General features: G+C 53.5%; 20 protein-coding genes and 1 pseudogene. 15 read left to right on the top strand and 6 right to left on the bottom strand.

Features of this window, described 5'->3' with window-relative positions:
- Positions 1–2: 2 nt before the first annotated feature.
- Positions 3–1,295 (bottom strand): serine hydrolase domain-containing protein, encoded by a 1,293-nt coding sequence (locus KRAC_RS49685; RefSeq protein WP_007920345.1) that lies wholly within the window; start codon positions 1,293–1,295, stop codon positions 3–5.
- 185 nt (positions 1,296–1,480) lie between these two features.
- Here KRAC_RS49685 and KRAC_RS74160 point away from each other — a divergent pair, with 185 nt between their 5' ends.
- Positions 1,481–1,681, top strand: a complete 201-nt coding sequence (locus KRAC_RS74160; protein ID WP_169461049.1) for a hypothetical protein — start codon at positions 1,481–1,483, stop codon at positions 1,679–1,681.
- Positions 1,682–1,739: 58 nt separating this feature from the next.
- Here the strand turns inward: KRAC_RS74160 and KRAC_RS49675 are convergent, their stop codons facing one another.
- Positions 1,740–2,090 (bottom strand): hypothetical protein, encoded by a 351-nt coding sequence (locus tag KRAC_RS49675; protein WP_007920341.1) that lies wholly within the window; start codon positions 2,088–2,090, stop codon positions 1,740–1,742.
- Between the two features lie 687 nt (positions 2,091–2,777).
- Between KRAC_RS49675 and KRAC_RS72965 the strand changes: the two genes are divergently transcribed.
- On the top strand, positions 2,778–3,050 hold the full coding sequence (locus KRAC_RS72965; protein ID WP_157508030.1) for a hypothetical protein: 273 nt from the start codon (positions 2,778–2,780) through the stop codon (positions 3,048–3,050).
- Between the two features lie 465 nt (positions 3,051–3,515).
- Here the strand turns inward: KRAC_RS72965 and KRAC_RS49665 are convergent, their stop codons facing one another.
- On the bottom strand, positions 3,516–4,184 hold the full coding sequence (locus KRAC_RS49665; protein WP_007920334.1) for a hypothetical protein: 669 nt from the start codon (positions 4,182–4,184) through the stop codon (positions 3,516–3,518).
- A gap of 610 nt (positions 4,185–4,794) precedes the next feature.
- On the opposite strand from KRAC_RS49665, the gene KRAC_RS49655 reads away from it, so the two are divergent.
- The 5 genes from KRAC_RS49655 to KRAC_RS49630 all read left to right on the top strand — a co-directional run bounded on the left by KRAC_RS49655 (position 4,795) and on the right by KRAC_RS49630 (position 9,750).
- Entirely contained in the window at positions 4,795–5,031 is a 237-nt protein-coding gene (locus KRAC_RS49655; RefSeq protein WP_007920322.1) for a hypothetical protein, read from the top strand.
- Between the two features lie 33 nt (positions 5,032–5,064).
- On the top strand, positions 5,065–5,454 hold the full coding sequence (locus KRAC_RS49650; protein ID WP_040447429.1) for a helix-turn-helix domain-containing protein: 390 nt from the start codon (positions 5,065–5,067) through the stop codon (positions 5,452–5,454).
- Between the two features lie 44 nt (positions 5,455–5,498).
- Positions 5,499–6,563 carry a DDE-type integrase/transposase/recombinase gene (locus tag KRAC_RS49645; RefSeq protein WP_040447427.1) on the top strand — a complete coding sequence of 355 codons (1,065 nt, stop codon included), beginning with the start codon at positions 5,499–5,501 and terminating at the stop codon, positions 6,561–6,563.
- A 1,332-nt stretch (positions 6,564–7,895) separates the two neighbouring features.
- Positions 7,896–8,198: a CPCC family cysteine-rich protein gene (locus KRAC_RS80395; RefSeq protein ID WP_007920320.1), complete on the top strand. Its 303-nt coding sequence runs from the start codon at positions 7,896–7,898 to the stop codon at positions 8,196–8,198.
- Positions 8,199–9,189: 991 nt separating this feature from the next.
- Positions 9,190–9,750 carry an MmyB family transcriptional regulator gene (locus tag KRAC_RS49630; protein ID WP_052569264.1) on the top strand — a complete coding sequence of 187 codons (561 nt, stop codon included), beginning with the start codon at positions 9,190–9,192 and terminating at the stop codon, positions 9,748–9,750.
- Between the two features lie 103 nt (positions 9,751–9,853).
- On the opposite strand, the gene KRAC_RS49625 is transcribed toward KRAC_RS49630, so the two are convergent.
- Complete coding sequence (locus tag KRAC_RS49625; RefSeq protein WP_007920311.1) at positions 9,854–10,312, bottom strand: hypothetical protein; 459 nt, start codon at positions 10,310–10,312, stop codon at positions 9,854–9,856.
- 123 nt (positions 10,313–10,435) lie between these two features.
- On the opposite strand from KRAC_RS49625, the gene panC reads away from it, so the two are divergent.
- The 3 genes and pseudogenes from panC (at position 10,436) to ilvC (ending at position 13,480) form a co-directional block, all read left to right on the top strand.
- Complete coding sequence (gene panC / locus KRAC_RS49620) at positions 10,436–11,308, top strand: pantoate--beta-alanine ligase (RefSeq protein WP_007920309.1); 873 nt, start codon at positions 10,436–10,438, stop codon at positions 11,306–11,308.
- A 214-nt stretch (positions 11,309–11,522) separates the two neighbouring features.
- Positions 11,523–12,380 carry a 3-methyl-2-oxobutanoate hydroxymethyltransferase gene (panB, locus tag KRAC_RS49615; protein ID WP_007920307.1) on the top strand — a complete coding sequence of 286 codons (858 nt, stop codon included), beginning with the start codon at positions 11,523–11,525 and terminating at the stop codon, positions 12,378–12,380.
- 122 nt (positions 12,381–12,502) lie between these two features.
- A pseudogene (gene ilvC, locus KRAC_RS49610) lies at positions 12,503–13,480 on the top strand (ketol-acid reductoisomerase).
- Between the two features lie 111 nt (positions 13,481–13,591).
- On the opposite strand, the gene KRAC_RS49605 reads toward ilvC, so the two are convergent.
- Together KRAC_RS49605 and KRAC_RS49600 are read right to left on the bottom strand one after the other, a co-directional pair.
- The gene (locus KRAC_RS49605; protein WP_007920297.1) at positions 13,592–14,968 is read right to left on the bottom strand and encodes an ABC transporter ATP-binding protein; all 1,377 of its coding nucleotides are present in this window, start codon (positions 14,966–14,968) and stop codon (positions 13,592–13,594) included.
- 18 nt (positions 14,969–14,986) lie between these two features.
- A complete protein-coding gene (locus KRAC_RS49600; protein ID WP_007920295.1) occupies positions 14,987–16,810 on the bottom strand; it encodes an ABC transporter permease in 1,824 nt (607 codons plus the stop codon).
- Positions 16,811–17,914: 1,104 nt separating this feature from the next.
- On the opposite strand from KRAC_RS49600, the gene KRAC_RS69840 reads away from it, so the two are divergent.
- The 5 genes from KRAC_RS69840 (at position 17,915) to KRAC_RS49565 (ending at position 25,610) form a co-directional block, all read left to right on the top strand.
- A protein-coding gene (locus KRAC_RS69840) for an IS630 family transposase (protein ID WP_085954436.1) occupies positions 17,915–19,050 on the top strand; the annotation gives its coding sequence in 2 pieces (ribosomal slippage) (positions 17,915–18,344 and positions 18,344–19,050; 1,137 coding nt in all).
- Positions 19,051–19,404: 354 nt separating this feature from the next.
- The gene (locus KRAC_RS49580; RefSeq protein WP_007920291.1) at positions 19,405–19,953 is read left to right on the top strand and encodes a D-lyxose/D-mannose family sugar isomerase; all 549 of its coding nucleotides are present in this window, start codon (positions 19,405–19,407) and stop codon (positions 19,951–19,953) included.
- A 321-nt stretch (positions 19,954–20,274) separates the two neighbouring features.
- Positions 20,275–21,336: a LacI family DNA-binding transcriptional regulator gene (locus KRAC_RS49575; protein ID WP_007920289.1), complete on the top strand. Its 1,062-nt coding sequence runs from the start codon at positions 20,275–20,277 to the stop codon at positions 21,334–21,336.
- 47 nt (positions 21,337–21,383) lie between these two features.
- On the top strand, positions 21,384–24,422 hold the full coding sequence (locus KRAC_RS49570; protein ID WP_007920287.1) for a beta-galactosidase: 3,039 nt from the start codon (positions 21,384–21,386) through the stop codon (positions 24,420–24,422).
- Positions 24,423–24,575: 153 nt separating this feature from the next.
- Positions 24,576–25,610: a hypothetical protein gene (locus KRAC_RS49565; RefSeq protein ID WP_007920285.1), complete on the top strand. Its 1,035-nt coding sequence runs from the start codon at positions 24,576–24,578 to the stop codon at positions 25,608–25,610.
- Positions 25,611–25,638 lie beyond the last annotated feature (28 nt).

Genomic DNA, 25,638 nt, shown 5'->3' with positions numbered 1-25,638 from the left:
GCTCACGCAGGGTCGTCTTTCTGGCGCATCAGGGTCAATGGGGAGAAGGGGAAGTGAAGCGTGAGCGTGCCAAAGGCATGATCTTGTGGATCAGAGAAGCGCACCTCGATCTCATGATCATGGGCAAAGCAACACACCATCTCCTCAATTGGCAGCAGTTCTACATTGAACGGGTGCAGGATCATCTGGTGCTCTGTTTGCTCCACGACACATTTGAACAGCTTCCCCAGTGTATAGGTCCCAGTCATCCTCTTTCGAGCATCTGGATCAAGAGGGAAGCCTTCCTGGTTCAAAGGAGCAATAGTGAGGACCTCTCGGACGATGCGCCGGAAGAGGGGGTCGATATCTCTTCCGTTGGCATTGGAAAGCAGGACTACCGTGACGGCATCATCGAGGAAACGAGCCAAAAAGGTGATGAAGCCGTTGATCTCTCCCTGATGGTAGACGACACGATGACCGCGATAGTCCCCCACTCCCCAACCAAAACCATACTCGGTGGTGGTGCCATCTGCCAGTTGGGCGGGGGTATACATACGCTTGAGCATCTGCTTGCTGAGCACCTGGCCCTGCTCCAAAGCCGCATCCCAGCGGACCAGGTCGGTGAGGGTCGAGCCAAGTGCTCCCCCAGCGAAGGGGATCGTCATATCCAGATAGGGGACAATGCGGTAGCCCTGCTCCGTTTTGACGTATCCCCCGGCACGCCGGGGAATAAGCGCCTCATTCCACATGTAGTAAGTGTCCTTCATTCCCACAGGCGTGAAGATCTGCTCTTGAAGAAACTGCTCGTACCTTTTGCTTGAGAGGATTTCAATGATCATGCCCAGCAGATAGTAGCCAGAATTGTTGTATTTGTAGCGCGTCCCTGGCTCAAATTCCAGCGGCAAATCCTGAAAGAGGGCGAGCACCTCTTCATGAGAAAACCGCTTTCTCATATAGAGATCGAAAAAGTTATCCACTTCGTTGTAGGGCACAATGCCAGAGGTATGGGTAAGCAGGTGAGCGACAGTGATCGTGCGCCCATGCGTGGGATAGTTGGGAAGAAAGTGTGTCAACGGATCATTCAGCCGCAGGAGGCCTTGCTGCTCAAGCAAGAGGATCGCTGTGGCGGTGAATTGCTTGGTCAGTGATGCGAGGCCAAAAACGGTGTCAGGCTGGGCGGCAATATTCCACTCCAGGTTGGCGAGCCCATATCCTTTCCCATGAGCGAGCTGCCCGTTCTTGATGACTGCCACCGCCATCCCTGGGTCTTGCTCTCCAACCACCGTCTTGACGATTTCATCAATCTCTGCAATCATGCTGATCGATTCCCAGCCTTCCTATCTCTGCTTTTCGTTTCATCGCCAGGTTCCCAGCTTCTTCCCCTCAGAGGGCTTGGAGAAGTGCCAATGTGAGAGATGAGACCCCTTCTCATAAACACGGGCTGCTTTGGCAGCATACCAGCCGGTCTTGCGAGCTGTCAAGAAGCCCCGCTTCAGCGGGTGTGACTCAAGTTTTTGCAAAAGGCTTTCTCTCGCCCATCGTCTTCTTCTTTCCACGGCTGGTGTGCTTCGGCGGTTTGTTGTTCCTCAACCTGGTGACCAACGTCTTCGCAGAGCCGTCGAGCCGTTTCGGGACTGACATGTACTGCGAGAAGCTCTCGGAGCATGCGACTCGCGTGCCGAAACGGCATCCAACTGCCTAACTGGACGAGATGGCTTTGTTGACGAGGGGCCAAGGTACCAGGAAGTAAGGCCAATTCCTCATCGAGGGGGAAAAAAGCTCTCCCCACAGTGGGGGCACGTTCCATAGGTACGCAGCAGGGTCACGCTCTCTCCCCCATTGCCTTGTACGGTCCGTGCATGTTGGCCTCGTGCTTGCAGTGGTACCTGACACCTGGAGCATCTTGGGGCTTCTTCCCCCATGTCCTTTCCCCATGCTCGGCTGCTGCTCTCCTGGGCTGCGTCCTGGAGCAGTTGTGCTTCTAACTGCATCATGCGTCGATGCACCTCATCTTCGATTTCCACAAACGTTGCTTTGGGGTGGGCTTTGCGCCATTCTTTGACATCTGTAAGGATCTTTTCGCTCTTGCTCAGCCATTCTTCGCACTGCATGGCTCCATCTTCCTGCTTCCTCTTGGTGATGCCACGATCTTACCTGCTTTCCTTGTTCCTGTCTATCCCTTTTGCAAAAACTTGAGTCACACCCCGCTTCAGCATGACCCAATGGGTTCGGCAGCAGACGTACCGAGATGAGAAGACATTGCTTTTTTCGCCTTTAGATAATGACCGTTTTCTGACATTCATAGTTCTGTTTTTCTGTCAGAGAAATGCGCTATCTCCGCAAGCGTGAGCACAGCGATTGGAAGAGTATCAAAAAACGTACCACAATCAAAGTGTCATTTTCTCCAGAGGCGAGATGAGTATCTGACACTAACAGGAGAGGTTTTTTGTAAGCTGGAGCAATCGGCGTTTCCTTAGCGGAATTTAGAGGGGTTTTTATGTTGGGACTCCAATTTCGCAGATAGGCCGAATTTACAAAAACGGTGTGCAACAATCCGCCTCTCTGGCGCTTTTTCAGCGTGTCAACCGCTGTGCTGCTCAACATTGAGGGCAAGTGCTAACCTTTGAGGTCAAAACCTGCCCACTTGGTAGGTCATTTACCAGCTCATCCATAGTATTGTTCTGCTTATCACGAAAAATGCGGGAGTTCCGCTTAATTCTAACATTTGCAGCACCTCCCTATTTTTCGTACAATAGAAATGATAATTTTGTATACATTAATGAAAGGGGAGTAATGATTTGAGTCAGGAACAATTATATCCGTGTCCGGCTTGTGGGCACCCTCTTGCCGATGATGCAGATCGATGTCCACAATGTAACGCGAATATTAGTGAACGTCGCAAAGCAGGATGCTTTATCGGGGTAATTGGTCTTGCTTGTGTAGGTATTGCCTTTTTCGGCTACTTTACACAGGGCAATCCTATTGGTGGCTTTATTTGGCTTGTATTTGCGCTTATCTTTATCCTTTCGTGGGAAACCTCGCCACGCATCCTTTACAAATCCGTGCAGTGAGACTGACAAATAGGCCCATGGCTGCGTAGCCACGGGCCAAATACTGGAGATGTTCGTGCCAGGGCGCTGATGGTGCAACAGGGCTTCCTGACCCGCATTGCCTCCACATTTTGTGCTGATTTCGCGCTGATTTTGCCAATTTCACCTCTAAATGTGTGCTGATTTCACGCTTATTACCATATTGATAACTTTGCTTGAATTATCAAATATGCTATAGTACCTATATCACCTACTTCCTTATCGGGTAGGAACCTGCATTGGTTCTCAATGCAGTATGCGCGTCTTCCCTTGAGTAAGGAGGGCGCGCATTCATTTAGCAAACATGGAGTCATCACACAGTTGGTTTCAGCCATAAACACTTGATACCTGAAGAGGAAGGCCCAGGATACGTGTTGAAATCCTTATGATAGATTTCAACACGTATCCTGGGCCTTCCTCATTTAGGGCCTCCATGGAGATCAGGTTTTAACGCTTCCAGCGCCAGGATGCAATACCGTAGTCGCTGTTACTCTTTGTATATCTCTTAGGGCGATATACAAAGAGCACTTCTCTGTACAATAGAAAAGCGCAACTCAGCGTAGCTATAATGCCTCCCGCCAAAAATCCTCCACCGGTAAGGCTTAACCAGTTATTCCTGTAGTAATCATGTGGATGTTGTAGGTAGTCATCGGATGGATAGCTTGTGGTTCCCTGGTCACTTGGGTCGCCTGGCAAACTAGGGTTATCGACTGTAATCTGAACAATCTTGTATCCATATCCTTCGATGCTTATTTGAGGACCGAGTGAGTCTGAGTCGAAATAGCTCGTCCTAGCTCCGATCTCTTCCTTTGTATTGATGTCATACACCAGTGAAATACTGGTATTTTCATATATGAAAGGTGGACCATGAGGGAACGATAAATCGCTGTAATCGAGGTAGTAGATGGAGCCATCAGAGAGTCGGAGATAATCGGTATCTTTTCCTCCGTTCCCTGTATCAGAATGGATCTGAATCGAAGTGTAGACATCCAACTGCTCCACCTTTTTATAGGTAACCTGCCGAGATTGAACGCTATTGGAAATTCCTATCACTAACAAAACCAATCCTACAATTACCCCCAGAATCCAAAGAGAGCCACGTAGTGTTGAATTCATACTACTGTCCTATGTTTCCTGCTAAAATTAGAATTTACAGTATAGGTTCGTTTTGGCAACTATAATCTCAAGAACCTTATGATAGATTTTAACACGTATCCTGGGCCTACTGGTAATCAGCGCGAAATCAGCACAAAATGTGGAGGCAATGCGGGTCAGGAAGCCCTGTTGCACCATCAGCCCCCTGGTATGTATGGGCTGGTGATAGTTTTGAAGGTAATGCACTCCATGCCATTCTCTCAAATGAACAAAAACGACGCGAAACAATTCGCTTTCAAAGCGCCTTCTCCAGGTTCTGGATGGTCAATTTCGACTTTTCGCGCTGATTTTGCCAATTTTACCTCTAAAATTTTGCGGTTTTCGTGCCATTTACCATACAGGGCAATCAAATCAATGAGGATGCGATTACCCTGTTGTTGGGAGGCGTACTTGATCAGGAAAGGAGAGAGGATGTGGATAGCCCAAACACTCTGGTTTTCGGGAAAATTGTACTAGGAGAGCGAAAGATCATTGTAATGTCTCATGTTTTGCAATAGCATATCTGGAGATATTTGTGCGACAAAGGAGATCTTGGATTATCTCTTCTTTGTCTTGGTCCGGGAGCGCATCTATGCCAAAAGCACAACGAGAGCGCAGAGAACGCACCGACAATTACCATGTGCTGATCCAATGGTGTCAAACACCGGAGCAGCGGTTATATGAACAGATTCGCCCGGTCGTACTCTACGGCATTCCTCCGGTTGAACGAGCGCAGGAAACTGGCTTGGCAGAAAGCACGCTGCGTCGTGCTGCGGCGGCCTTTGATACGCATGGCATGATGAGCCTCTTTCGCCCAACAAAAGCCTAGCGTGAGGATCATCACCGGTCGCTGCCGATCCCGATGCGCCAATTGATTGTGGATCTCAAAGCCGAGTATCCCGATTTTACCTTGGGCGAAATCGCCAACATCTGCGCCATTCAGTTCAATGGCCGACGCCCCAGTAAGCATACCGTGAAAGCGGTGCTGTTCGATGGCCCCCGACCCTCTCGCACCACGCGGCAATTTCCTCGCTATGCCGAGATCGCTGACCCCGAAGAGCGCCGTCTCGCCGTGATCCGCTTGCATGCCCAGGGCTGGAGTATCTCGACCATTGCCCGCTATCTCGACGTGTCCCGCCCGACGATCTACGCGACGCTCTCACGCTGGGTCGAGGAGGGTGTCCGAGGACTCCCAGACAAATCACATGCCAACACCAGCAGCCAGGAGTCGATCTGCCCACGCGCAATCTGATCCGCAAGAAGCAAGAAGAGAACCCGCTGCTCGGCGAGTGGAGAATGTATGCCGCCCTGAAACAGCTTGGAATCCACGTGCCGCCGCGCACTTGCGGGCGCATCATGGCGGAGAATCGGCAACTCTACAGCATCCAGCCGCCTCCGAAAGAGCCACACAAGCCCAAGCCCCATCCCTTCCATGCCACAGCTCGGCACGAGCGATGGTGCCTCGATATTCGCTACATTGAAAAACATCGGATTTCTGAGATCAAAGGCTCGTTTTACGTGATTACCATCATGGACGCGTTCTCACGAGCCATTCTCTCCAGTGCCATCTTTCAACGGCAGGATTTAGCCTGTGTGCTGATTGTACTCTACGCCGCAGTCGAGCGGTTTGGGGTGCCGCAAAAGCTCATCACTGACAATGGCTCGGTGTTTCGCGCCAAACAGCTCTTGGCCATTTGCGAGGCGCTGGAGATCGAGAAGGAGTACATCCATTCCAGGCAGAGCTGGGAGAATCTCGTGGAGACTCATTTTAACGTGATGCGACGCATGAGCCAGGTGCATTTTGAGCAGGTGACGAGTTGGGAAGGCGCGAAAGTCACCCATGAGCGATTTGTGACGGATTACAACGCGCAACCTCATTGGGCGCACCGCAAGCGTGACGACAACCGTTTGAGTCCTGCCGAGGTACTCGGATGGGTCACGAACAAATTGCGCACCCCAGAGCAACTCCACCGGATTTTTTACGCGACACGCTTTCTCCGCCGCTTGAATCGGTTGGGCTATGTCCAATTCCGTCGTTGGAAGCTCTATGGAGAAGAGGCGCTCGCGCGCCAACCTGCCGTCATCTGGCTGCATGGGGATGCGCTCACGGTCGAGTACGAAGAGACTCCGCTGGCCCAATATACCGTTCGCTATCAGCCCGATCACAAGCACTTCAAGGATGTGCCGGAAGCGAAGCGGTTCGAGACACCCTACCGCTCACCACAAGGCCAACTCTGGGAACTGGACGAGACGATGTGGCACCTGGCCAAACGGCTCCCAGAATATACTCCTCGAAGACGACGGCGAAAACACACCCAGTATATTCAGCCTCCTCTGCCCGAAGTGTCGCAAGGCATGTAGGCGAAACGCCAAAGCCTCTTCATGCCTCTTTCAGTGGCTATCTGTCAGTCTCACTGCACGGATTTGTAAAAGATGCGTGGCGAGGTTTCTTTCCGTGGCTAAGGCGTTGGCCCTGGTAAATCCAAACATTAAGCGGCTCTTACACAATTTTGAAACGTCATGTGCTGTAAGAGCACCACTCCCGATGAGGTTCTATATGGCCTCAGAAGATACTGCTGGCGAACCCCTCTGAGCAGCCCACTCAAGGGATGGGTTGCGAGCAGAGTGAGCCCCTCCTTAAGGAGACAAGACAACGTTTCTTTTTCACTCTGCAAATCACGCTCCACAGCGCGCCTGCATCAGAACGTTTGAGCAAGAAAATTGATCTTTCTTGCGATTCCATTGGTGATACATCTTGTGCCTGGCTTTGTCGCCTGGCTTTTGAGGGTTTGCCAGCAGTATCTTCTGAGGTCGTGTAGACCTCATGCGGAGTGGTGCGTTTGCAACGCATGACGTTTCAATTTTGGTGAATGATGGGGTCATCGCATCATTTTGTGAAAACTGTACGCTAAGCCATCCGCAAGTTGGTAACAAACTGAAAAACGGTACACGAACGTGGAGTCCGGCAAGGAAAAGCTCCTGGGACAGCAATATCGGCCTGTCATACCTGTTAAACTATCTGGACAGGTAAAAAGTTGTTGTTGCTTCTCTTCTCCAACGGGAGAAGCTCAGCTTCCAAATTCTCCAAACCGAAGGACACACCCTGCCATCTGGCTTGTTTTCTTTCGACTCAGACTCTCAAAGACGCCTCTTTTTGCTTCCAGCGAAGCGTTTTGAGTCGTCGATGCCCTTGATAAGAAATGCAATAACATCTCTTAGATGTTGAAAAGATATCGCATGTTATACGGGTCCATATGGCTGTCCCAGGAACTTTTCCTTGCCAGACCCCATTGGAGATGGACACCTTGCTTGAGCTGATCAGACACCTCCTTGCTTTCCGCTCTTTTTTCCTCCAATTTACAAAATTTCAGTGAAAGAAGCCTGATGGGGAGCGGTTTTGTCCAGGAAAGTTTGTCCTAGTGTCCAAGATTGAGGGCAATGTTCCACATTTGCGGGCCAAATCCGTCCACTTCGTAGGGCATTTACCATAAGGGCCTTAGTGTGGTATTGCGGTCCGTTCGTACTCGAGAGCCAGCCATACCTCTGCCGCTTGTTTATCTTTGATTCAATCCAGCAAACTTTTCGACAAATACATGAAACAAATCTATTTCATTTAATACCCGTTTCCCCTATGTCCTATTTTTGCACGTATCTCGGTCCTGGGTCAAGAAACGAGAAACAGGAGACAGTTACATGACGAACAAAAAGAAATTTGCTTGCTACTGTTGTGGGTTTCTTACGTTAGAAGAAGACCCTTGGGGTTCCTATGAGATTTGCCCGGTTTGCTATTGGGAACAAACACACACGCAAGTTGATTATCCTGATAGCGTAGGCCCCAATGGGATAACGTTACAAGAAGCCCGTAAAAACTTTAAACGATATCATTTACAAACAGCGGGTGCTATAAGGGCTGACAAGACGGTAAGGGAAAAGCTTGTCGCGTTCGTCAAAGTAGCAGGGGGTCACATCGGTCGATCGTCTACGCATCTAAACTGAAAAAGGAAAACAGGAACGTTTTTCCCAGTCTCATTTTTGGTGCGTAACTGGGAACGTGGCGTATGTCCTCACTACATTTGCAGATGAAAATGGATCAGTTTTTGAGGAAGTTACGTTGATCACAGTGAGAGAGATTAGCTAAATCGGTGCGTACGTGTTTCTTGAAAAAGAAAAGGAAAGATTGTTGTCTAGCGCCAGAAATGTAGGAGCGTGTGATGGTTTCTTCTTTCAAAAAAAAGAGCGTGATCCTCATTGTTACAAGCCTAGTAATCTCAATGTCGTTGTTATCAGGTTTGTTGCTTAGCGCGAGCCGCACGCCCGGCACCAGGGGATTGAAAGCCTGGAACACGAGACCAGATAGCGATGACATTCATAGCCGCTGTAGCTTGCCTGTGTGCAGTAAAGTGGAACATGTAGCCGACGACAAACCGTTTCACAATACTCCACCGTTCCAGGTCAGTCTTCCAACACAATTTGATGGTAAGCTATCACCAGTTCACGAGGAACTGTTTTCAGCACCTCAAGCAACATGGCGATACTGTCCTTGCAGCTACTCACCGAGACAACAACCCGTGTTGGTTGGTGCTGACCTGAGAGGCATTTATCAGAAGTGGGTGATACGGTTTTACCTCACAACAAAAGCCCTCATAGCAGGTGCTATTAAGGGCTCGTATCACAGTTTCACACATCTAGGTATTTAAACCAAGAGAGAAACTTTTGATGAGCTTTGAAGGATCGAAGTGATGGGCTTGTAAACCCCAACATTAAACTGGTCATTTCCCAACAATTTTTCTGGTGAAGACATGTATTCTTGTGCAGAGAAGCTGGTGAAATCCATCAGGATAATTGTACAGATTTCGCCAGCTTAATGTTAGGATTTACAGTATCACTGCCTAGTTTCTTGGAATTGTAGAATACAAATTCCAAGAAACTAGGCAGTGATACTGTAAATCCCGTAGAATGGGACGGGCTTCTGAGCTGAGGTGGGCCAATGACCATGTTTCCGAGCCGCGAGCATCTCGCAGCCTATCAAGCCATTCTCGATGGATGGGGCATCTACCCAGCACTTCTCGTCGATCGATATTTGAATGTGGTCGCGTGGAATGACAGTGGCAATCGCGTTTTTGGTGATTTCTTCATTTGCTCCGAGCGAGAGCGCAACGCCGTCTGGTCCACCTTTATGGACCCCTCGCAACGAGAACGTCTTGTGCATTGGGAACAGGCTGCACGGCGAAGCATCGCGCTCTTGCGTGCGAGGAGTGACCGTTATGCCAACGAGACTTGGTTTGGGGAGCTGATTACGGATTTGTACCAGGCAAGTCCCGAATTTCGCACTTGGTGGCCTGAGCACAACATTCTCTTCACATGTCACGATCAGAACGAAATCAATCATCCTCTGATCGGCTCCCTCGCCTTCCAAGGGACGACCCTCGTCATGCCGGAACGCCCTGATTTACAGATCATGGTCCACACGCCACTCTCGAAATTCGACACAACGACGAAACTCAGGGCATTCATGAACGAGAAGAGCATTGTTGAGATCACTGGTTAATTGTTCTTCTGTCATTTTCTACTTGACCTTTAAGAGAAAAGCCTCATAGCAGGCGCTACAAGGGCTGGCTAGCATAAGTTACTGTACTAATCACGTCGCCTCTTCATGGTGATGATGGGACGGTCAGAGCTGCAATCATCAAGGATGGTGATGTCACCACGCGCTTCTGCTTCTTGCCATATGTGGGCCTGGACCTGGCGTGCTCGTCTGCGTTCTCTTCGCGGATGTGATGCCAGAATGCTGAGCAAGAGAACCAGCCCAAGGAGGATGAGGATAGGGGGTCATGTCGCGTCCTCCCTAATCTATCTTTGAGAAGCCCGAGGGTCTCAAAGATGACGCACCGGACAGGTTCAACCCCTGGCTGTTGTTCCCAGTCTCGATAGGCGATCTCACCGCGTTTATAGGCGGTCGTGCGTTCTGCAAGCTTTTTGAGGTTGGCGCGAGAGTACCATCCGAGAGAGCGCACCTCGTCCAGCCGGGGCGTCAAAGGGCCGGTGGCGATGGTCTTGTAGACATGCCAATCATGGTAGGTTCCCCCCTGGCCTCCGACAGGCAAAGTCAAGCCGTTGCTCCAAGGCCAGCCTCAAAGTGTTGGCGACCAGGCCAGTCTCTTCATCTGCCTATCGCAACTCTTCACCAAATGGGTTATTATAAATGGTAAGAACACAGACAGGATCAATGACGTATGCGAATAGTCAGCACTATTCATGAGATAGAATATGAGCGCTCGCAGTGGAGCGGCCCGGTTGGCCTCGTGCCTACGATGGGCTACCTCCACGAGGGACATCTCTCCCTCTTTCAAACGGCGCGCTCCGAGAACGCGACCGTTGTCGCTAGCATCTTTGTCAATCCCACGCAGTTTGGTCCCAACGAGGACCTGGAACGCTACCCCCGTAACCTGGAACGAGACCTGCATATGCTTGAGGCGGCAGGCGTGGACATGGTCTTTACGCCTACTGCGAGCGAGATGTATCCCCCAGGCTTCACAACCTATGTCGAGCCACAGGGTTCCCTGGTTGAACAAGGCGAGGGTGCCTCGCGCCCCAATCACTTTCGCGGCGTGGCCACGGTGGTGCTCAAATTATTTCAACTCATACAACCTCAGCGGGCCTACTTCGGTCAAAAGGACGCGCAACAGGTCGCGGTCATCACACGCATGGTACGCGACCTCAATCTGCCCGTCACGCTGCGCATCCGCCCGACCGTACGTGAAGCCGATGGACTGGCTATGAGTAGCCGCAACAGCTATCTCGATCCAGCCACCCGCGCCGCGTCCCCCATACTTTACCAGGCTTTACAGGCCGGTCGGCAGGCCTTTGAGGCTCAACCCACGAGCAACCCCGCTGCTGTGATGCAGGCCATGGCCGAGGTTGTGGCGCAAGAACTCCAGGCACACCTGGACTACGCCGAGGTACGCGACGCGGAGACCTTCCTACCACTCGAACGGCTGCAAGCCTCCGCGCTCCTCCTGCTCGCCGTCCGCCTGGGATCAGTGCGCCTGATCGACAATTTCGCTCTACACGCCGATGGCACCTGGGACACAGGCATCTTGAGCTAGCACGCTACTTGCGTACGCGGCTACTGGTGGCCACACACTACTTGCGTACGCGGCTACTGGTGAGGGATTGGATAATCCCAGCCCCTGCGGCGCTTCTCGTGGTTAGAGGATAGTGGTGTGGCAATGCCGAAGGTATTGCCACACCACTATCCTCTAACCACGGTGAGCCACGTAGTGGCGAGAAATCATGAAAAGATAAAAAGAGAGAACAATCTTGAGTGAAAAAATAACCGCACCTGCCATTCTCGCTCGCAAGAATGGCCAGAAACTCACCATGGTGACCGCCTATGACGCGACCTCAGCCCAGATCGCGGATAGCGCGGCGGTCGATATGCTACTCGTTGGCGACTCCCTGGGCATGGTCGTCCTGGGCTATGAGGATACCCTGGCCGTCACCGTCGACATCATGCTGCACCACGCCTCCGCCGTCACACGTACCAACCCAAACGCGTTGGTCGTAGTCGACATGCCATGGCTGAGCTACCACGTCTCCGTCGAAGAGAGCGTACGCAACGCTGGCCGCCTGGTACGCGAGGGCAAGGCCGGAGCGGTCAAGCTGGAGGGCGGACGTAAGCGCCTACCCGTGGTCAGGGCCATTCTAGACGCCGAGATACCCGTCATGGCCCACCTTGGCCTGACACCCCAATCCGTACACGCCATGGGCGGCTACAAGGTACAGGGCAAGAGCATCCAGGCCGCGCGCGACCTGATCGCGGACGCCAAGGCCCTGGCACAGGCGGGAGTCTTCGCCATCGTCCTCGAAGGCATTCCCGATAGCCTGGCCCAGATCGTCACTCAGGAGGTGGCCGTACCCACGATTGGCATTGGCGCGGGTCCACACTGCGATGGCCAGGTCCTGGTCTTCCACGACTTGCTCGGGCTACACAAACAGCCTGTGGCCAAATTTGTGCGCAAATACGCTAACCTGGCTGATACCGCTACAGAGGCCATCCAGCGCTACAGCGCCGATGTGCGCGAGGGCAGCTTCCCCGCTGAAAAAGAAACCTACCACATGGAGAAAAGCGTCCTGGAGGCCCTCCTGAAGGAACGCGAACAGAATATAGAAGATTAAAAAAACGGTTAAGGGGTATGGGGCGTGCTGGAGCCGAAGGCTGCCAGCACGTCCCATACCCCTTAACTAGGCGAGCGCCGCAGGCGCGAGAAGTCACGTAAAAAAGGATAGAGCAAAACATCATGGCACATATATCGTACGAGGGCGATGTCGACCCTACCGTACTACAAGGGAAGCGGATCGCCATTATTGGTTATGGAAGCTAGGGGCATGCCCATGCCCTCAACCTGCGCGACAGCGGCTATAACGTGGTAGTCGGCCTACCCGAGGCAAGCAAGAGCCGCGCGCGTGCTATCGCTGATGGCTGGCAGCCTGTTCTGCCCGGCGATGCCGCACGAGAGGCGGATATTATTATGCTGCTGGTTCCCGATCAGCACCAGCGCGCGGTCTATGAGCAGGATATTCAGCCGCACCTGGCCGATGGCAAGATGCTCATGGTGGCGCACGGCTTTAGCCTGCACTACGGGCAGATCATTCCGCCCACCAATATCGACGTGGCCATGGTCGCACCCAACGGGCCGGGTCCCATGCTGCGCCGCATGTATAGCGAGGGCAAGGGTATCCCCGCGCTCTGGACGGTGCAGCAGGACGTGACCGGGCAGGCCCAGGCGCTCACGCTGGCCTACGCGCATGGTCTGGGCTGCACTCGCGTCGGTGTCATCCAGACGAGCATTGGTGAGGAGACCGAGACCGACCTCTTCGCAGAGCAGGTCGTTCTCTGCGGCGGCCTCACCTCGCTCATCCGCACCGCCTTCGAGACCCTCATCGAGGCTGGCTATCAGCCGGAGATCGCCTACACCTGTTGCCTGCAAGAGGTCAAGCTTATCGCCGACCTGCTCTACCAGGGCGGCATCAACCAGATGCACAAGGCCATCAGCGATACCGCCGAGTATGGCGACTACGTCACCGGACCGCGCATCATCGACCAGCATACCCGTGAACAGATGCGCGGCACCCTCAAAGACATCCAGACAGGCGCCTTTGCCCGCGACTGGATTCTGGAGAACCAGGCCGGACTTCCCAGCCTCTCGGCCATGAGGCGCAAGGACGCCGAACACCCCATCGAGGAGGTCGGGCGCAGAATGCGCAAGATGCTCTAGGGCTCAAGCACCTCAAAGGTGACATTACGCAACCAGACCTGGCCTGGACCATGCAAGGCTAGCCAGTTTGGCTAGCCTCCCCTCGCTCGTTTCCAGGCTTATCTCTAGTCTTTAACTTCTGGTATTCTCACTAGTTTCAGGATCCTCCAGGCGGAATACGCCGCGATCTTCAACATAGGAGAACAACTCGGCGTAGCGCCCCCAGTTAATAATCGTTTCGAGCTGGGACCAGGCCTCATCGTCGCTGAAGCGTTCGCGAAGCTGGTCCATATATACCTCTTCCGAGACGGTATGATCGGGATCTTTTTGCAGGTCTCGCACGATGTGTCGCAGCATGGTAACACGCGCCAGGGCCTGCTCACGAAAGATCTGCTTCTCCTCCAGCACACCAGCCTCGGCAAAACGTTGGCCCGTGGATGTGAGAATCAGATCGCCTTCACGAGTATCAGCTAGGTCTAGCAGGTCAGTGGCCTCAACCATGGGGAGCAAGTCATCGACCTCCAGGTGCAGGTCACGCCCCAGCTGATAGAGGTCCTCGCGTCCACCGCTGGCGTTGACAAGCTCGATCAAACCGGTGATATCGCCAATATCGACGTGAGGCAGTGTCTGATATGGGCGAGGCGGCTTAGGCGGTTGCAGAACGCCGGTCTGCGTCTTCTGTTGCTCAGGAGGCAGGAGAGACTCCACGGAGGTATGCGGGCTGGTCATGATGCGATAAATCAAATCAACCATCTGCGTGTAAGCCTCCTCTTTGCTCTCACGTTGCGTGATGGGCAACCCCTGCAATTCGGCACGAATATGCCCGGGGTCTGCCCCTAGCACCAGGATGCGGTCGGCCATGCTCACCGCATCCTCAATATTGTGCGTTACCATCACAATGGCCTTCGTTGGCATCTTCCGTGCTTGCCAGAGGTTCATTAGCTCTTTACGAAGATTGGCGGCGGTGAGCACATCCAACGCGCTAAAGGGTTCATCCATAAAGAGCAGCTCTGGTTCCACCACCAGGGCGCGGGCAAAGCCAACGCGCTGGCGCATACCGCCCGAGAGTTCTTTGGGGTAGGCATCCTCAAAGCCATCCAGGCCAATCAGATCAATGGCAGAGAGGGCGCGCTTGAGGCGCTGCGTGCGTGGTACCTCCTGCGCCTGCAAGCCCAGTTCCACATTCTGCAGAACCGTAAACCAGGGAAAGAGGGCAAACGACTGGAACACAATCGCCAGGTGGGAATTAGGACCATACTGCGGCACACCCTTAAACAGAACCTCGCCTGAGCTTGGATTCAGCAGGCCAGCCAGGATGCGCAAGAGGGTCGACTTACCTGAGCCAGAGGGTCCCAAAAGGGCGATAAATTCCCCGGCGCGGATTTGCAGGCTTACATCGTCCAGGACGACAGGAAGACGCACACCGCGCTGAGGTTTCTTCTCTTCATAAACTTTGCTGACATGCTGCACTTCCAGCAAGACTTCGCCTGTAGTAATGGTCGCGGACATGATTATACCTCCTCCTGCTTATCCAAGAGTATAGCGACGCTCAGCAAGCGCGTAGAGACGTTTCCAGAGTAGACGATTAATGACGACAACAAAGGCGGCCATGAGCAGTGTCGCAGCCAGAAGGAGGGCGAAATTATTGGCAGTGGCCGCTGCTGCAATCTCCGCTCCCAGCCCGACCGTCTGGACCGTATGGGCATTAAACTGAACATATTCCGAGACGATGCTCGCGTTCCACGCGCCACCGCTGGCAGTCAGCAGGCCCGTCACCAGGTAGGGGAAGATGCCTGGGAGGATCAGCACACGCCAGCGCCGCCAGCCTGTAACCTGGTAGGTGGTCGCGGCCTCCTTGAGATCATTAGGAATAGCCATCGCGCCCGCGATGACGTTAAAGAGCACATACCACTGAGTACCCAGGAGCATCAGCACAATCGCCGCCAGCGAGAGGCCACCCGGAAGGCTGACCAACAAGGGCAACAAAATTGGGAAGAAGGCCGTCGCTGGAATAGAGGCCACCACCTGCACCACCGGTTGAAGCCGCTTCGACCAGCGGGGCGAGAGACCAATCGCCACCCCCAGGGGCAGCGTCCAGGCCACACCAATCAGCAGGGCGGCCAGGGTGCGCAGCCAGGTAGCTCCAGCAGCGATGAATAAGCGCCCCCAACCGGCGAATGAGATATGCGCGAGCAGAACAACCATATTCCAGAGTCCCCATCCCACAACGCCCAGGAGACACAGAAGCCAGAAAACATTCAACAAGCGTCCAGCATCCAGGCCCTTCTTTCTTGTTAACATCCTCTCTTGCTGTACAGATGGCAGCGGCTGCAAGCGATTGAGCAGGCCCGCCAGGAGGTCACCAAGCGGGCGAAAGATTCTGGCCTGTATGCCTGCTACCAGTGCTGAATGGCGCAACAACGAGAGCACGGGCGAGGTCGGTGGATCAGCTTCACTCCCTAACTCAAGCTTAAATTTATCGGCCCAGGCCACCAGGGGACGCCAGAAGAAGAAATTGATCAGAATGATCAGCACGATCAGCGTCCCTAGTCCGAGGAAGAGAGCTACTGTATCTCCGGCATTGGCCGCAGCCTGGAGGTATGATCCCAGTCCAGGTAATTGAAAGGAATGATCGCCCAGGACGAACTGTTCGGATGCCATGAGAAAGAACCAGCCACCGGCCCAGGACATCATACTATTCCATATAAGGCCGATCATGGAGCTGGGAACCTCCAGCTTTAGGAAGCGCTGCCAGGGGCGCAGATTGGCTATCGCGGAAAATTCTTGCAGATCCTTGGGCAGTGTACGAGCAGAGTGATAAAAGCTAAAAGTCATATTCCAGGCCTGCCCGGTAAAGATCAGCAGTACGCTTGCCAGCTCCAGGCCGATATTGCTATGCGGGAAGGCAGCCACTAGCGCGAGCACAACAGCGGGTAGAAACGAGAGTACGGGAATACTCTGCAAGATATCCAGCAAGGGAACCATCACCAGGCCAGCGCGTGGGCGCGTGGCTGCAAAGTGACCATAGGCCAGGGTAAAGATGAGCGACAGGATGTACGCGAGCATCATGCGCAACATCGAGTAGCCGGCGTAGGCTGGCAACATATTGGGAGCTAGTGAGATAGAGACTTTGGGTGTAAGCGGCGCCACCCAGCGCGACGCGGCCACCACTAGTAAGGCGATGAGCCCGAGCACCACACACACGATAAGTACATCTACACCACCCAGACGTCTAGGCGCCTCCTCTTCTTCACGTCGTGTCGTGGGCGGCAATCCCCCCATAGAGCTGCTGGTGCTACTTTGGATTTGCTCACGCACACGAGCATCGTCAGGAACATAGACTTGTGCCATGCAAAAGACCTCCGCTGTTCTATTATCTCTTCCCCTGTTATCGGTGTATAGGCTGAGTACAAGTCCTAATAAGCAAGCAATATGCATAAAAAAAGCGCACACACGTCCCTGGCTGCCATCTATCAAGCAGCCAGCACAATTTCTGGCACGCAAAGACGCCAGACCATACTATTTCTTCATGGTCATGTCGCGAGCATGAACTTATCAGGAGTAAAAAGAAGTAGCACATGCTACTCTTGTTGCGGAGAAGGTGAGGATCGCAAGAGGATGAATCACGCTTCTCGCCTCCGGTCATATGAACGGAAAAGCGAGCCGTGAAATGAGGCCAGGGGAAGCAGGGATAATAAAAAACTGCGCTCAGATCAATTCAGCAGCACTTTTCCGGCCGAAAAAGGGTCGTACAACCTCCACAAGCTGGGAGGGCGACTACTACCCTCGTCCATTCGGTTCCTCCTTAGGGTGACAGATTTGTGTTTTCCTAATGAATGGTATGCTGTCCGCCTTGTTATCTCTAAAAGGCGTAAACGACCAACCGTTCTCAGTATAGTAGCGGGGTAGTTGTAAAGTCAAGCATCTGCGCTCAAAAAATGCTCAATAAAGGTCTGTTAAAGCGCAAGCTTACCTGAAACGCCTGCATTATTCTTGTATCTCGGCATGTTCAGCAGCTACTTATACCATGCATCACCTAGGTTGGGCGGCTAGTTGTGTACTCTGTAGAGAATTCAGTAGCTTCTGATTTTTAGCTAATACGCCTGATATGTGTTTAAAATCTCGCGCCTATATTAAGCTCTGGTGTATATAATGCTTCAGTTGCATAGCGAGCAAGCGCATGATATACTAAGAGAAAGCTTTAAAGGTATTTTCATAAGGTGCACCGGGAAGTCTGGTCGGTGAGCGATACCTTCGTACACCTTTTGCATACAGGATGTACGCGGGTTAGCGAGCCGTAAGATTGACCCGGTGTTTTTGTTGTGTTATGCAACAAAGTTAGCTTCATTTCATAAGGAGATACATACTAGTACTCTGTCATCCTTGATTTGATGAGCTGAAAAAGATGGAGTATCCTTGAAGGACAAACGAAACAGATCCATTCAAGGAGGCTCCATGAAGAAGTATAGCGTCCAGTTAGATGCCCAGCAACGCCAGATGCTCGAAAGCCTGCTGACAGGAGGGAAGGCAACAGCGCGCAGTCAGACACACGCGAGAATTTTACTGAAAGCCGATCAGGCAGAGGGAGGGCCAGGGTGGACAGATGAGCAGATCGCCGAAGCGCTCTCAGTCGGAAGGGCCACAGTAGAACGGGTGCGCAAACGCTTTGTTGAGGGAGGGCTGTTGGATGCTCTGGTGCGGCGTCCACAGCCGGAACGGCCCCAGAAGCGGAAAATGGATGGAGAACTGGAAGCACGCCTGGTCACGCTGGCCTGTAGCCAGACGGAAGGGGGACAAAAGCGTTGGACGATGCGGATGCTCGCCGAGAAGCTGGTGCAACTGGGGTACATTGATCAGATCAGCCACAATACCGTCTGGGTCACACTAAAAAAAATGAACTGAAACCGTGGCGAAAAAAGCCTTTCTGCATTCCGCCAGAAGCGAATGCGGAATGTGTGTATCACATGGAGGATGTGCTGGAAGTGTACCAGCGTCCCTATGATCCGCGGGTGCCGAAGATGTGTATGGATGAGGGAAGCAAACAAGTGCTGGCTCACACGCGCAAGCCGATCCCGATGGAAGCCGGCGAGCCAGAGCGCGTCGATTACGAATATGAACGCAAAGGAGTGTGTAGCGTGTTTCTCGCCATGGAGCCGGAAACGGGAGCGTGCCAGGTGCGCGTGAGCAAGCGGCGAACCAAAAAGGACTGGGCGCTGTTTCTGCGTGATGTGATTGACCTTCACTACCCCCATGCCGAAAAAATTGTGCTCGTGATGGACAATCTCAACACGCATACGCCTTCCTCGTTTTACGAGGTCTTTGAGCCCGCAGAAGCTCGACGGCTGACCGAAAAACTGGAGATCCATTACACGCCCAAGCATGGGAGTTGGCTGAATATGGCCGAGATCGAACTGTCCGTTCTCGCACGGCAATGCTTGTCCGATCGCTTTCCCAACATGCAGGCGCTTACTGCTCAGGTGGATGCTTGGCAGCAGGAGCGCAACCAGGCAAAAGTGACCATCAACTGGCGCTTTACCACGGCTGATGCGCGCATCAAGCTCAAGCGTCTTTACCCATCCATTGAAGCATGACAGAATACTAGGATATAGCATGAAAGTTCTTCGGTTCTGGGCGCCATTGGTATGCATACTCTTTGGGCTCTATGCTCTCATTTGGAGCCTCTTAGCTTCCTCCTCGCTAACGCCCACACGCATAAGTGCGGTATTCTTCGGAATCTTGTTTCTCCTGCTCGCCTTCATCTACCTGCACATAATCCTACCCACAGAGCAGAAGGATCCAAAGACACAGAGTACTCTAGAGTAATAAATTTGCACGCCTATTGGTAGCGTAAACTCAGGTTCTCACATATTACTAGCCCAGACAAGATGTCTGGGCTAGTATAATAATAGGCAGGCGAAGTGAAACTAATAAGGAAGGTTATTTTTATGCTGAAACAGAGCCAGGTTGATCAACTTCAAGCGCGAACCGCCGAAATGCTTGCCCGGCAAGGCATCCTCCTCACACCTGAGGAGCATAGGGCAATTGAGATCGCGGACTTTGGCCTGGGCGAGATCGAGCGCACTGGCCTTGAACTTATCACCTATATCAACACTGATCGCTACTGCGCTAAAGAGCTTGTGCTCTTGCCTCACCAGATCTGCCCGGAGCATAAACATCCACCTATAGGCTCGATTCCAGGAAAGATGGAGACCTTTCGCTGCCGCTGGGGCAGGGTCTGGCTCTATATTGAGGGCGAGCCGACAGCCACGATCCAGGCACACATTCCCACGGGAAGCGAGGACTACTATACCGTTTTCCATGAGATCGAGCTTCATCCCGGCGAGCAATACACGATTCCCCCTGATACCCTGCACTGGTTCCAGGCTGGTGAGGAGGGCGCCATCGTCTCAGAGTTTTCGAGCACCAGCCGTGACGAATATGATATCTTCACCGATCCCCGCATCCGCCGCCAACCCGAGGTCGCAGAGGCCTAGCAGTGCTTCAATTATTCATTGAACATTCACTGTATGGGGCATGGACGCAGGGGACAGGAAGGTCTTCTAAATCTCTTCTGGCTCTTGTCTCGGCTCGCTGCACAAACCTTCAGGGGTAAAGGGTGTGCGTAGAAAACGACTTTGCCGTTTTCTACGCACACCCTTTACCCCTGAGCGCCGCAGGCGCGAAGGGACAGGATCTATCCTTGACGACAAAGAGAAAATATAGTACATTCATTTCAATGAAACACAACAGGGAAACCTGGTACTGCCTGTTGTTGCTAAATTCAGGCTTGATGCTGTCAGAAAGGGGCTACATCAGTGCCCAATTCAGTCACGGTAAAAGATATCGCACGCAAAGCAGAGGTCTCCGTAGGCACGGTGTCGCGTGTCTTTCATAATCACGCCAATGTGACGGAGGAGATGCGACAACGTGTGCTGCGCGCAGCCAGGGATCTCGGATACTCCAAACAGGTTATGCAGGATACCCGGCGCGAGGGCTATCAAGCCATCAAAGAATTTGGCTTTCTCTATTGCTCCAGCGTCGATACAGGCTCGGCCATCAGCAACCCCTTCTGGTCGCCCATCCTGCATGGAGTAGAGGCCGAGGCGCGCAAAACGAATAGCAAGGTAACCTATCGTGATGTAGGCCACCTGGTGCCAACGCCCCAACTACTGCGCACCACCCTGCAAGAGATGCAACTGGGGGGCATTTTGCTGGTAGGCCCAGCCGAGGCCGAGACCATTCAACTCATCAAAGAGATTAACATCCCCCTTGTGCTGGTCGATAATTTTGTGCGCGGGCTCAAAATCGATACGGTCCTATGCGACAACTTCGAGGGCGCCAGGATGGCGGTAGAGCATCTTCTCCAGCAGGGGCATCGGCAAATCGCATTCATTGGCGGGCCTGCCACACCCGGGCCACGACCAATCCAGACAATTTATACCATCGAGCGGCGAGCCGCGGGTTACCGGACAGCCCTGCTAGACGCTGGCATCCCCGTTGATTACAGCCTGATCGCAGCGTGTACGCTCTCAACTGATGGCGGTTATGAGGCGTGTAAAACCTTGCTCCAGGCTGGAAAGCCGTTCACGGCCCTCTTTTGCGCAAACGACGAAACGGCAATCGGAGCGATGAAGGCCCTGCGTGAAACGGGACGCTCTATTCCCGAAGATGTCTCCATCGTTGGCTTTGACGATATCGCCATGGTCGAGCATCTCACGCCAGCCCTGACCACCGTTCACGTCGATAAGGAGGCGCTGGGAAGCATCGCGGTCAAACGCCTGCTCATGCAAGCAGCCGATCCCGATATGGTCAACTCGGCCAGCATCATCAACGTAGAACTGGTCAAACGCGCCTCGGTCGCTCCCCACCGCGCGTAACATAGCAACCTTACAATTGGCATTATTTTGTAGTAGAAAGCTCCACTATGCTCCAACCACTCCCAACGAATAAAAATATGCTTGTATTTCTTGACGCGACTTATCCAGGCGGCTGCTCGCCCGAAGAGCTGACACGCCTGGTGCCAGGAGATTTCCAGGTGGCGAATGCCCAGGAGTTGCCTACAGCGCTGGCCCAGGGGTGCGCACTCCTGGTATCCTTTCATGGCGCTTATTTCCCTGAGCAAGCCTGGCCAGCCATTCTGCGCTTCCTCCAGCAGGGTGGCAACCTCGCCATCTTTGGCGGCATGCCCTTCACGCGACCCGTAGATAGCGAGGGGAACGTCCTCCCCGAGCAACAGGCCTACACGGAGCAGCTCTATCTAGGACCCTTCTACCCGCTACACCTGCCCACTACCAGCCTGCGCCTGGCCCCCTCGGAAGAAGCCGCCTTCCTGCGTGAGCAGCCCTGGCAACTCTCAGGTGCGCAGGTCGGAAACTTCTGGTCCTTCTACCCCATGTTGACGCAGGCCAACGACCAGCCTACCGACCTGGGATCGTCAGGCCCCATAGACACCCAGTTGACACCACTCCTCTTCCTGCGTAACGCCGACGAAGCGGAGGCCCAACCACTCGCCGCACCGCTCATGATGCTTGACCAACGCTCGGGGCATTTTAAGGGCGGCCGCTGGCTGATCTCTCCCTGGCGGCCTGCCACTAAAGAGGACTGGCTCGCCAATGCGGACGCACTCCAGAAAAGCCTGCTCCTGGCAGCCGAGGGCACGCATACGCTGGAGGCACGCCCACAATTCGCCTGCTATCAGCCCGGCGAGGCACCCACGGTCCTGGTCTCCACACGCTCACGCCATACCTTGCAGGCTCGCGTTACCATTTCAGCACCCGATGGCGAAATCCTGGAGACCCGAGAGCTAACGTTCCCTGGAGGGATAGCGGGCGAGCAACGCGTACAGTTGCCAACACTAAAAACACCTGGCCTCTACGAGATCGAGGTTTCGACACATGGCGCGCAGATAACTGCCATCCAGCGCAAGAACGGCTTCTGGCTCTGGGACGAGGCCCTGGTCGAGAGCACGAAAAATAAACGCTTAACGGCGGGCCGCGATTACCTCTACCAGCAGGGAGAGCGCTTCCACATCTTTGGTACCACCTATATGGATAGCCAGGTGCAGCGCAAGTTCCTGACCTTGCCCAACCCGGCACGCTGGGAGCGCGATTTCGCCGCCATGAAGCGCGCTGGCATTAACCTCATCCGCACCGGCATCTGGACGGCATGGCGCGATTTCATGTTTGTAGCAGGCATTCCGAATGAGGCTGCGCTCCGGGCGCTAGATGCCTTCGTCATGACGGCTGCCAGGCACGATATCCAGGTTATCTTCAACTTCTTTGCCTTCTCACCTCCACTCTTCGAGGGCGAGAATCCCTGGCTCGATCTACGCTCTATCGAGGGTCAGCAGGAGTTTGTCGCGGCCTTCGCACGGCACTACGCGGCGGTCGAGAGCGTCTCCTGGGACCTGATCAACGAACCCAGCTTTGGCGACCCCAAACGCATCTTCAGCGAGCGTCCCATCCCCAACTATGACCGCTTTGAACTGGCCGCGTTCCAGCAGTGGCTCATGCAGCGCTACAGCCTGGCCGAGCTGCGCGCGCGCTGGCGTGAGACCACGGCGAACCTGGAGCGCTGGGAGCAGGTAAGCCTGCCACAGGCCAGGGATTACGAGACCACTCCTCGCTACACCGCGAACCGGCATATGCTCAAGGTCATGGACTATACCCTCTTCTCACAGGAGATATTTACGCGCTGGGTCGAGCACATGAATGCCGCGATCCGCGACGCGGGCAGCCAGACCCTGATAGGTGTCGGCCAGGATGAGGCAGGCGCGCGCATCTCTCCGCAGTTTTACGCTCCCGTCGTCGATTACACGACCACACATCCCTGGTGGAACATCGACGACATGCTCTGCGATATGCTACTGGACAAGACAGTGGGAAAACCCAATCTCCAGCAGGAGGTTGGCGTCATGTTCGTACGCGATGTGGACGGACGTCCCTGGCGCAGCGAGCAGGAGCAGGCCAACCTGTTGGAACGCAAATTCATCATGACCTTGATCGCGCGCAGCGCGGGCATGATCCAGTGGCTCTGGCACATTAACGCGTATATGGCAAATGAGAACGAGAACAGCATCGGCCTGGTACGCGCCGATGGCAGCGCCAAACCCGAACTGGGCGTCATGTTAGAATTTGGGCGCCTGATGCAGAGCATTCAGCCGCACCTGGCGAAGGAGGGTCCCCTGCCAGAGGTGTGGGTGGTTATCCCCTACTCGCAGTGGTTCGTACGGCCCGAGCTGGCCATAGAGGCCATCCGGCAGAGCATTCGCGTCCTGGGCTATGACTTTGGCATCGTGCCCCAGGTGGTCGGGGAACACCAGCTCGTGGAACTGGCGCAGGCCAGACATCAACCTCGCTTTATCTTTGCACCAGGCATTCAGACATTTGACACCGACGCCTGGCAGGCGCTCCAGAGCTTTGTAGAGCGGGGAAGCACCCTCTTTGTGAGTGGCGTTGTGACCCGCGACACACATAACCGGCAGCACGTACCGGCCATGTTCGCCGAAGGGGCACAGGTAGATGAGCCAGGGCCGGTCAGCCACTATGAATACCTGGAGGGCGAGGGCCTGGAGCGCTGCCAGCTTAGCTTTGAGCGCGAGAAGCTGTCCTATATTCGCAAGGCCCACAACCGGCTCAAGGTCTTCCACCTGGGCAAGGGCAAGATCACCTGGTCAGGCGTGCCACTGGAGCATTCAGCCAGTCACGACGTGCTACGCCAGGTCTACCAGCTCGTGCTTGATATGGAGAGCAAGAGCATCCAGCAGGATAACCCGGTGCTGGCCATCAAGCAACCACTAGGACAGGGTGGACTCGCCCTCTACGTCTCCGAAAGCGCCCAGCCTGAGCGCCTGGAGGTCCAGCTAGGACTCTGGATAGAGGTTCTCCCCAACCGGGCCGGAGCCGTCCTCATCCAGGGTGAAGGGGTAACCTGCTTCGGCGGCGTCCAGCTCTGCGCTGAGTAGCCACAACTAGTCATGGGATGAGGGAAGGGCATTCTCCGATGAGGAGGTGTCTACACCTCATCCCTTTCTCTCTATACAAGCAGACTGATATATGGCATAATCAAGCACATCTATTTGAGAGCATATCAGTATATGTAAGGAAACAAAATACGTATGCAATGCCGTATTTGTCATGCTGAACTACCCGCAGGAAGTGGGGTTTGTCCTTTCTGCCAGGCCCCGGTTCAAATTCCTCCTGAGCCTTTTGAGCCAACTGAACCTTTTGTGGAAGAAACTGCCTTCCGCGAATATGCTAATTCAGGCTTGCAAACCTTACAAGCGCCCACACCCTATACAACCTATGCACCAGTCGCTCAGCCTATGCAAGCTTATGCCCCTGTAGTGATTACGCCAATTGTGCCCAGGCAACCAAAACGATGGGGAAAAATCGGGCTTATCCTGGCCTTTATTCTTATACTCGTAGTTGCCATAAGTGCGGGTAGCCTGTTCACTATTTTATTCTTGCAGCACCCTCAGCATCCTCCAACCACAAACGCATCCAACATAGATCTACAGCAGAAGATACAGAATGCACAACTGGATTATGGCACAGTTGATCCTCAGGCGCTCTACTCAAGTGTGACAAGCAAACCGCCAATCGATGCTGATTCTTTGAGCGATGCCGACAAGAGTTATTGGAACATAACCTCGCCTCTATCAGACACGCATACGTCAAGCTGCCAATTCGAGAATGGCTCTTACCATGTCATCGAGACACGGCCAAAATATTTTTATTACTGCACCTCAGGACAGATGTACGAGAATTTTGCCTTTCAGGTCGAGGTAAATATCCTCAAAGGATACGCGGGCGGCATCACTTTCCGTAGTTCATCCAGCACTCACACCTATTATGTCTGGCGTGTCGATACTACTGGTACATACCATCTAACTGCTTATAATAGGAATGGAGCCAGCCCTGTCATCCTGGAGGGTTCGCATACTCCCTATTTCAGGAGTGGGTACAACCAGAAAAATTTGTTTACAGTGATCGCTCATGGAACGGATATTTTACTCTACATAAACCAGCACTTTGTCAATCGTGTGAAGGACAAGTCCTTTTCTAGCGGGAACGTTGGGCTACTCACCTACAACGGAGAAACCTCTACCGAGGTCAGCTTCACCAACGCCAGCGTCTGGATTCTCCCCTAATCGGTACACCAGAATAAATTATAGGGTC

It is taken from the genome of Ktedonobacter racemifer DSM 44963 (genome assembly GCF_000178855.1).
In the GTDB taxonomy this organism is placed as follows: domain Bacteria; phylum Chloroflexota; class Ktedonobacteria; order Ktedonobacterales; family Ktedonobacteraceae; genus Ktedonobacter; species Ktedonobacter racemifer.
This window is presented reverse-complemented; position numbering and strand designations above follow the sequence as displayed.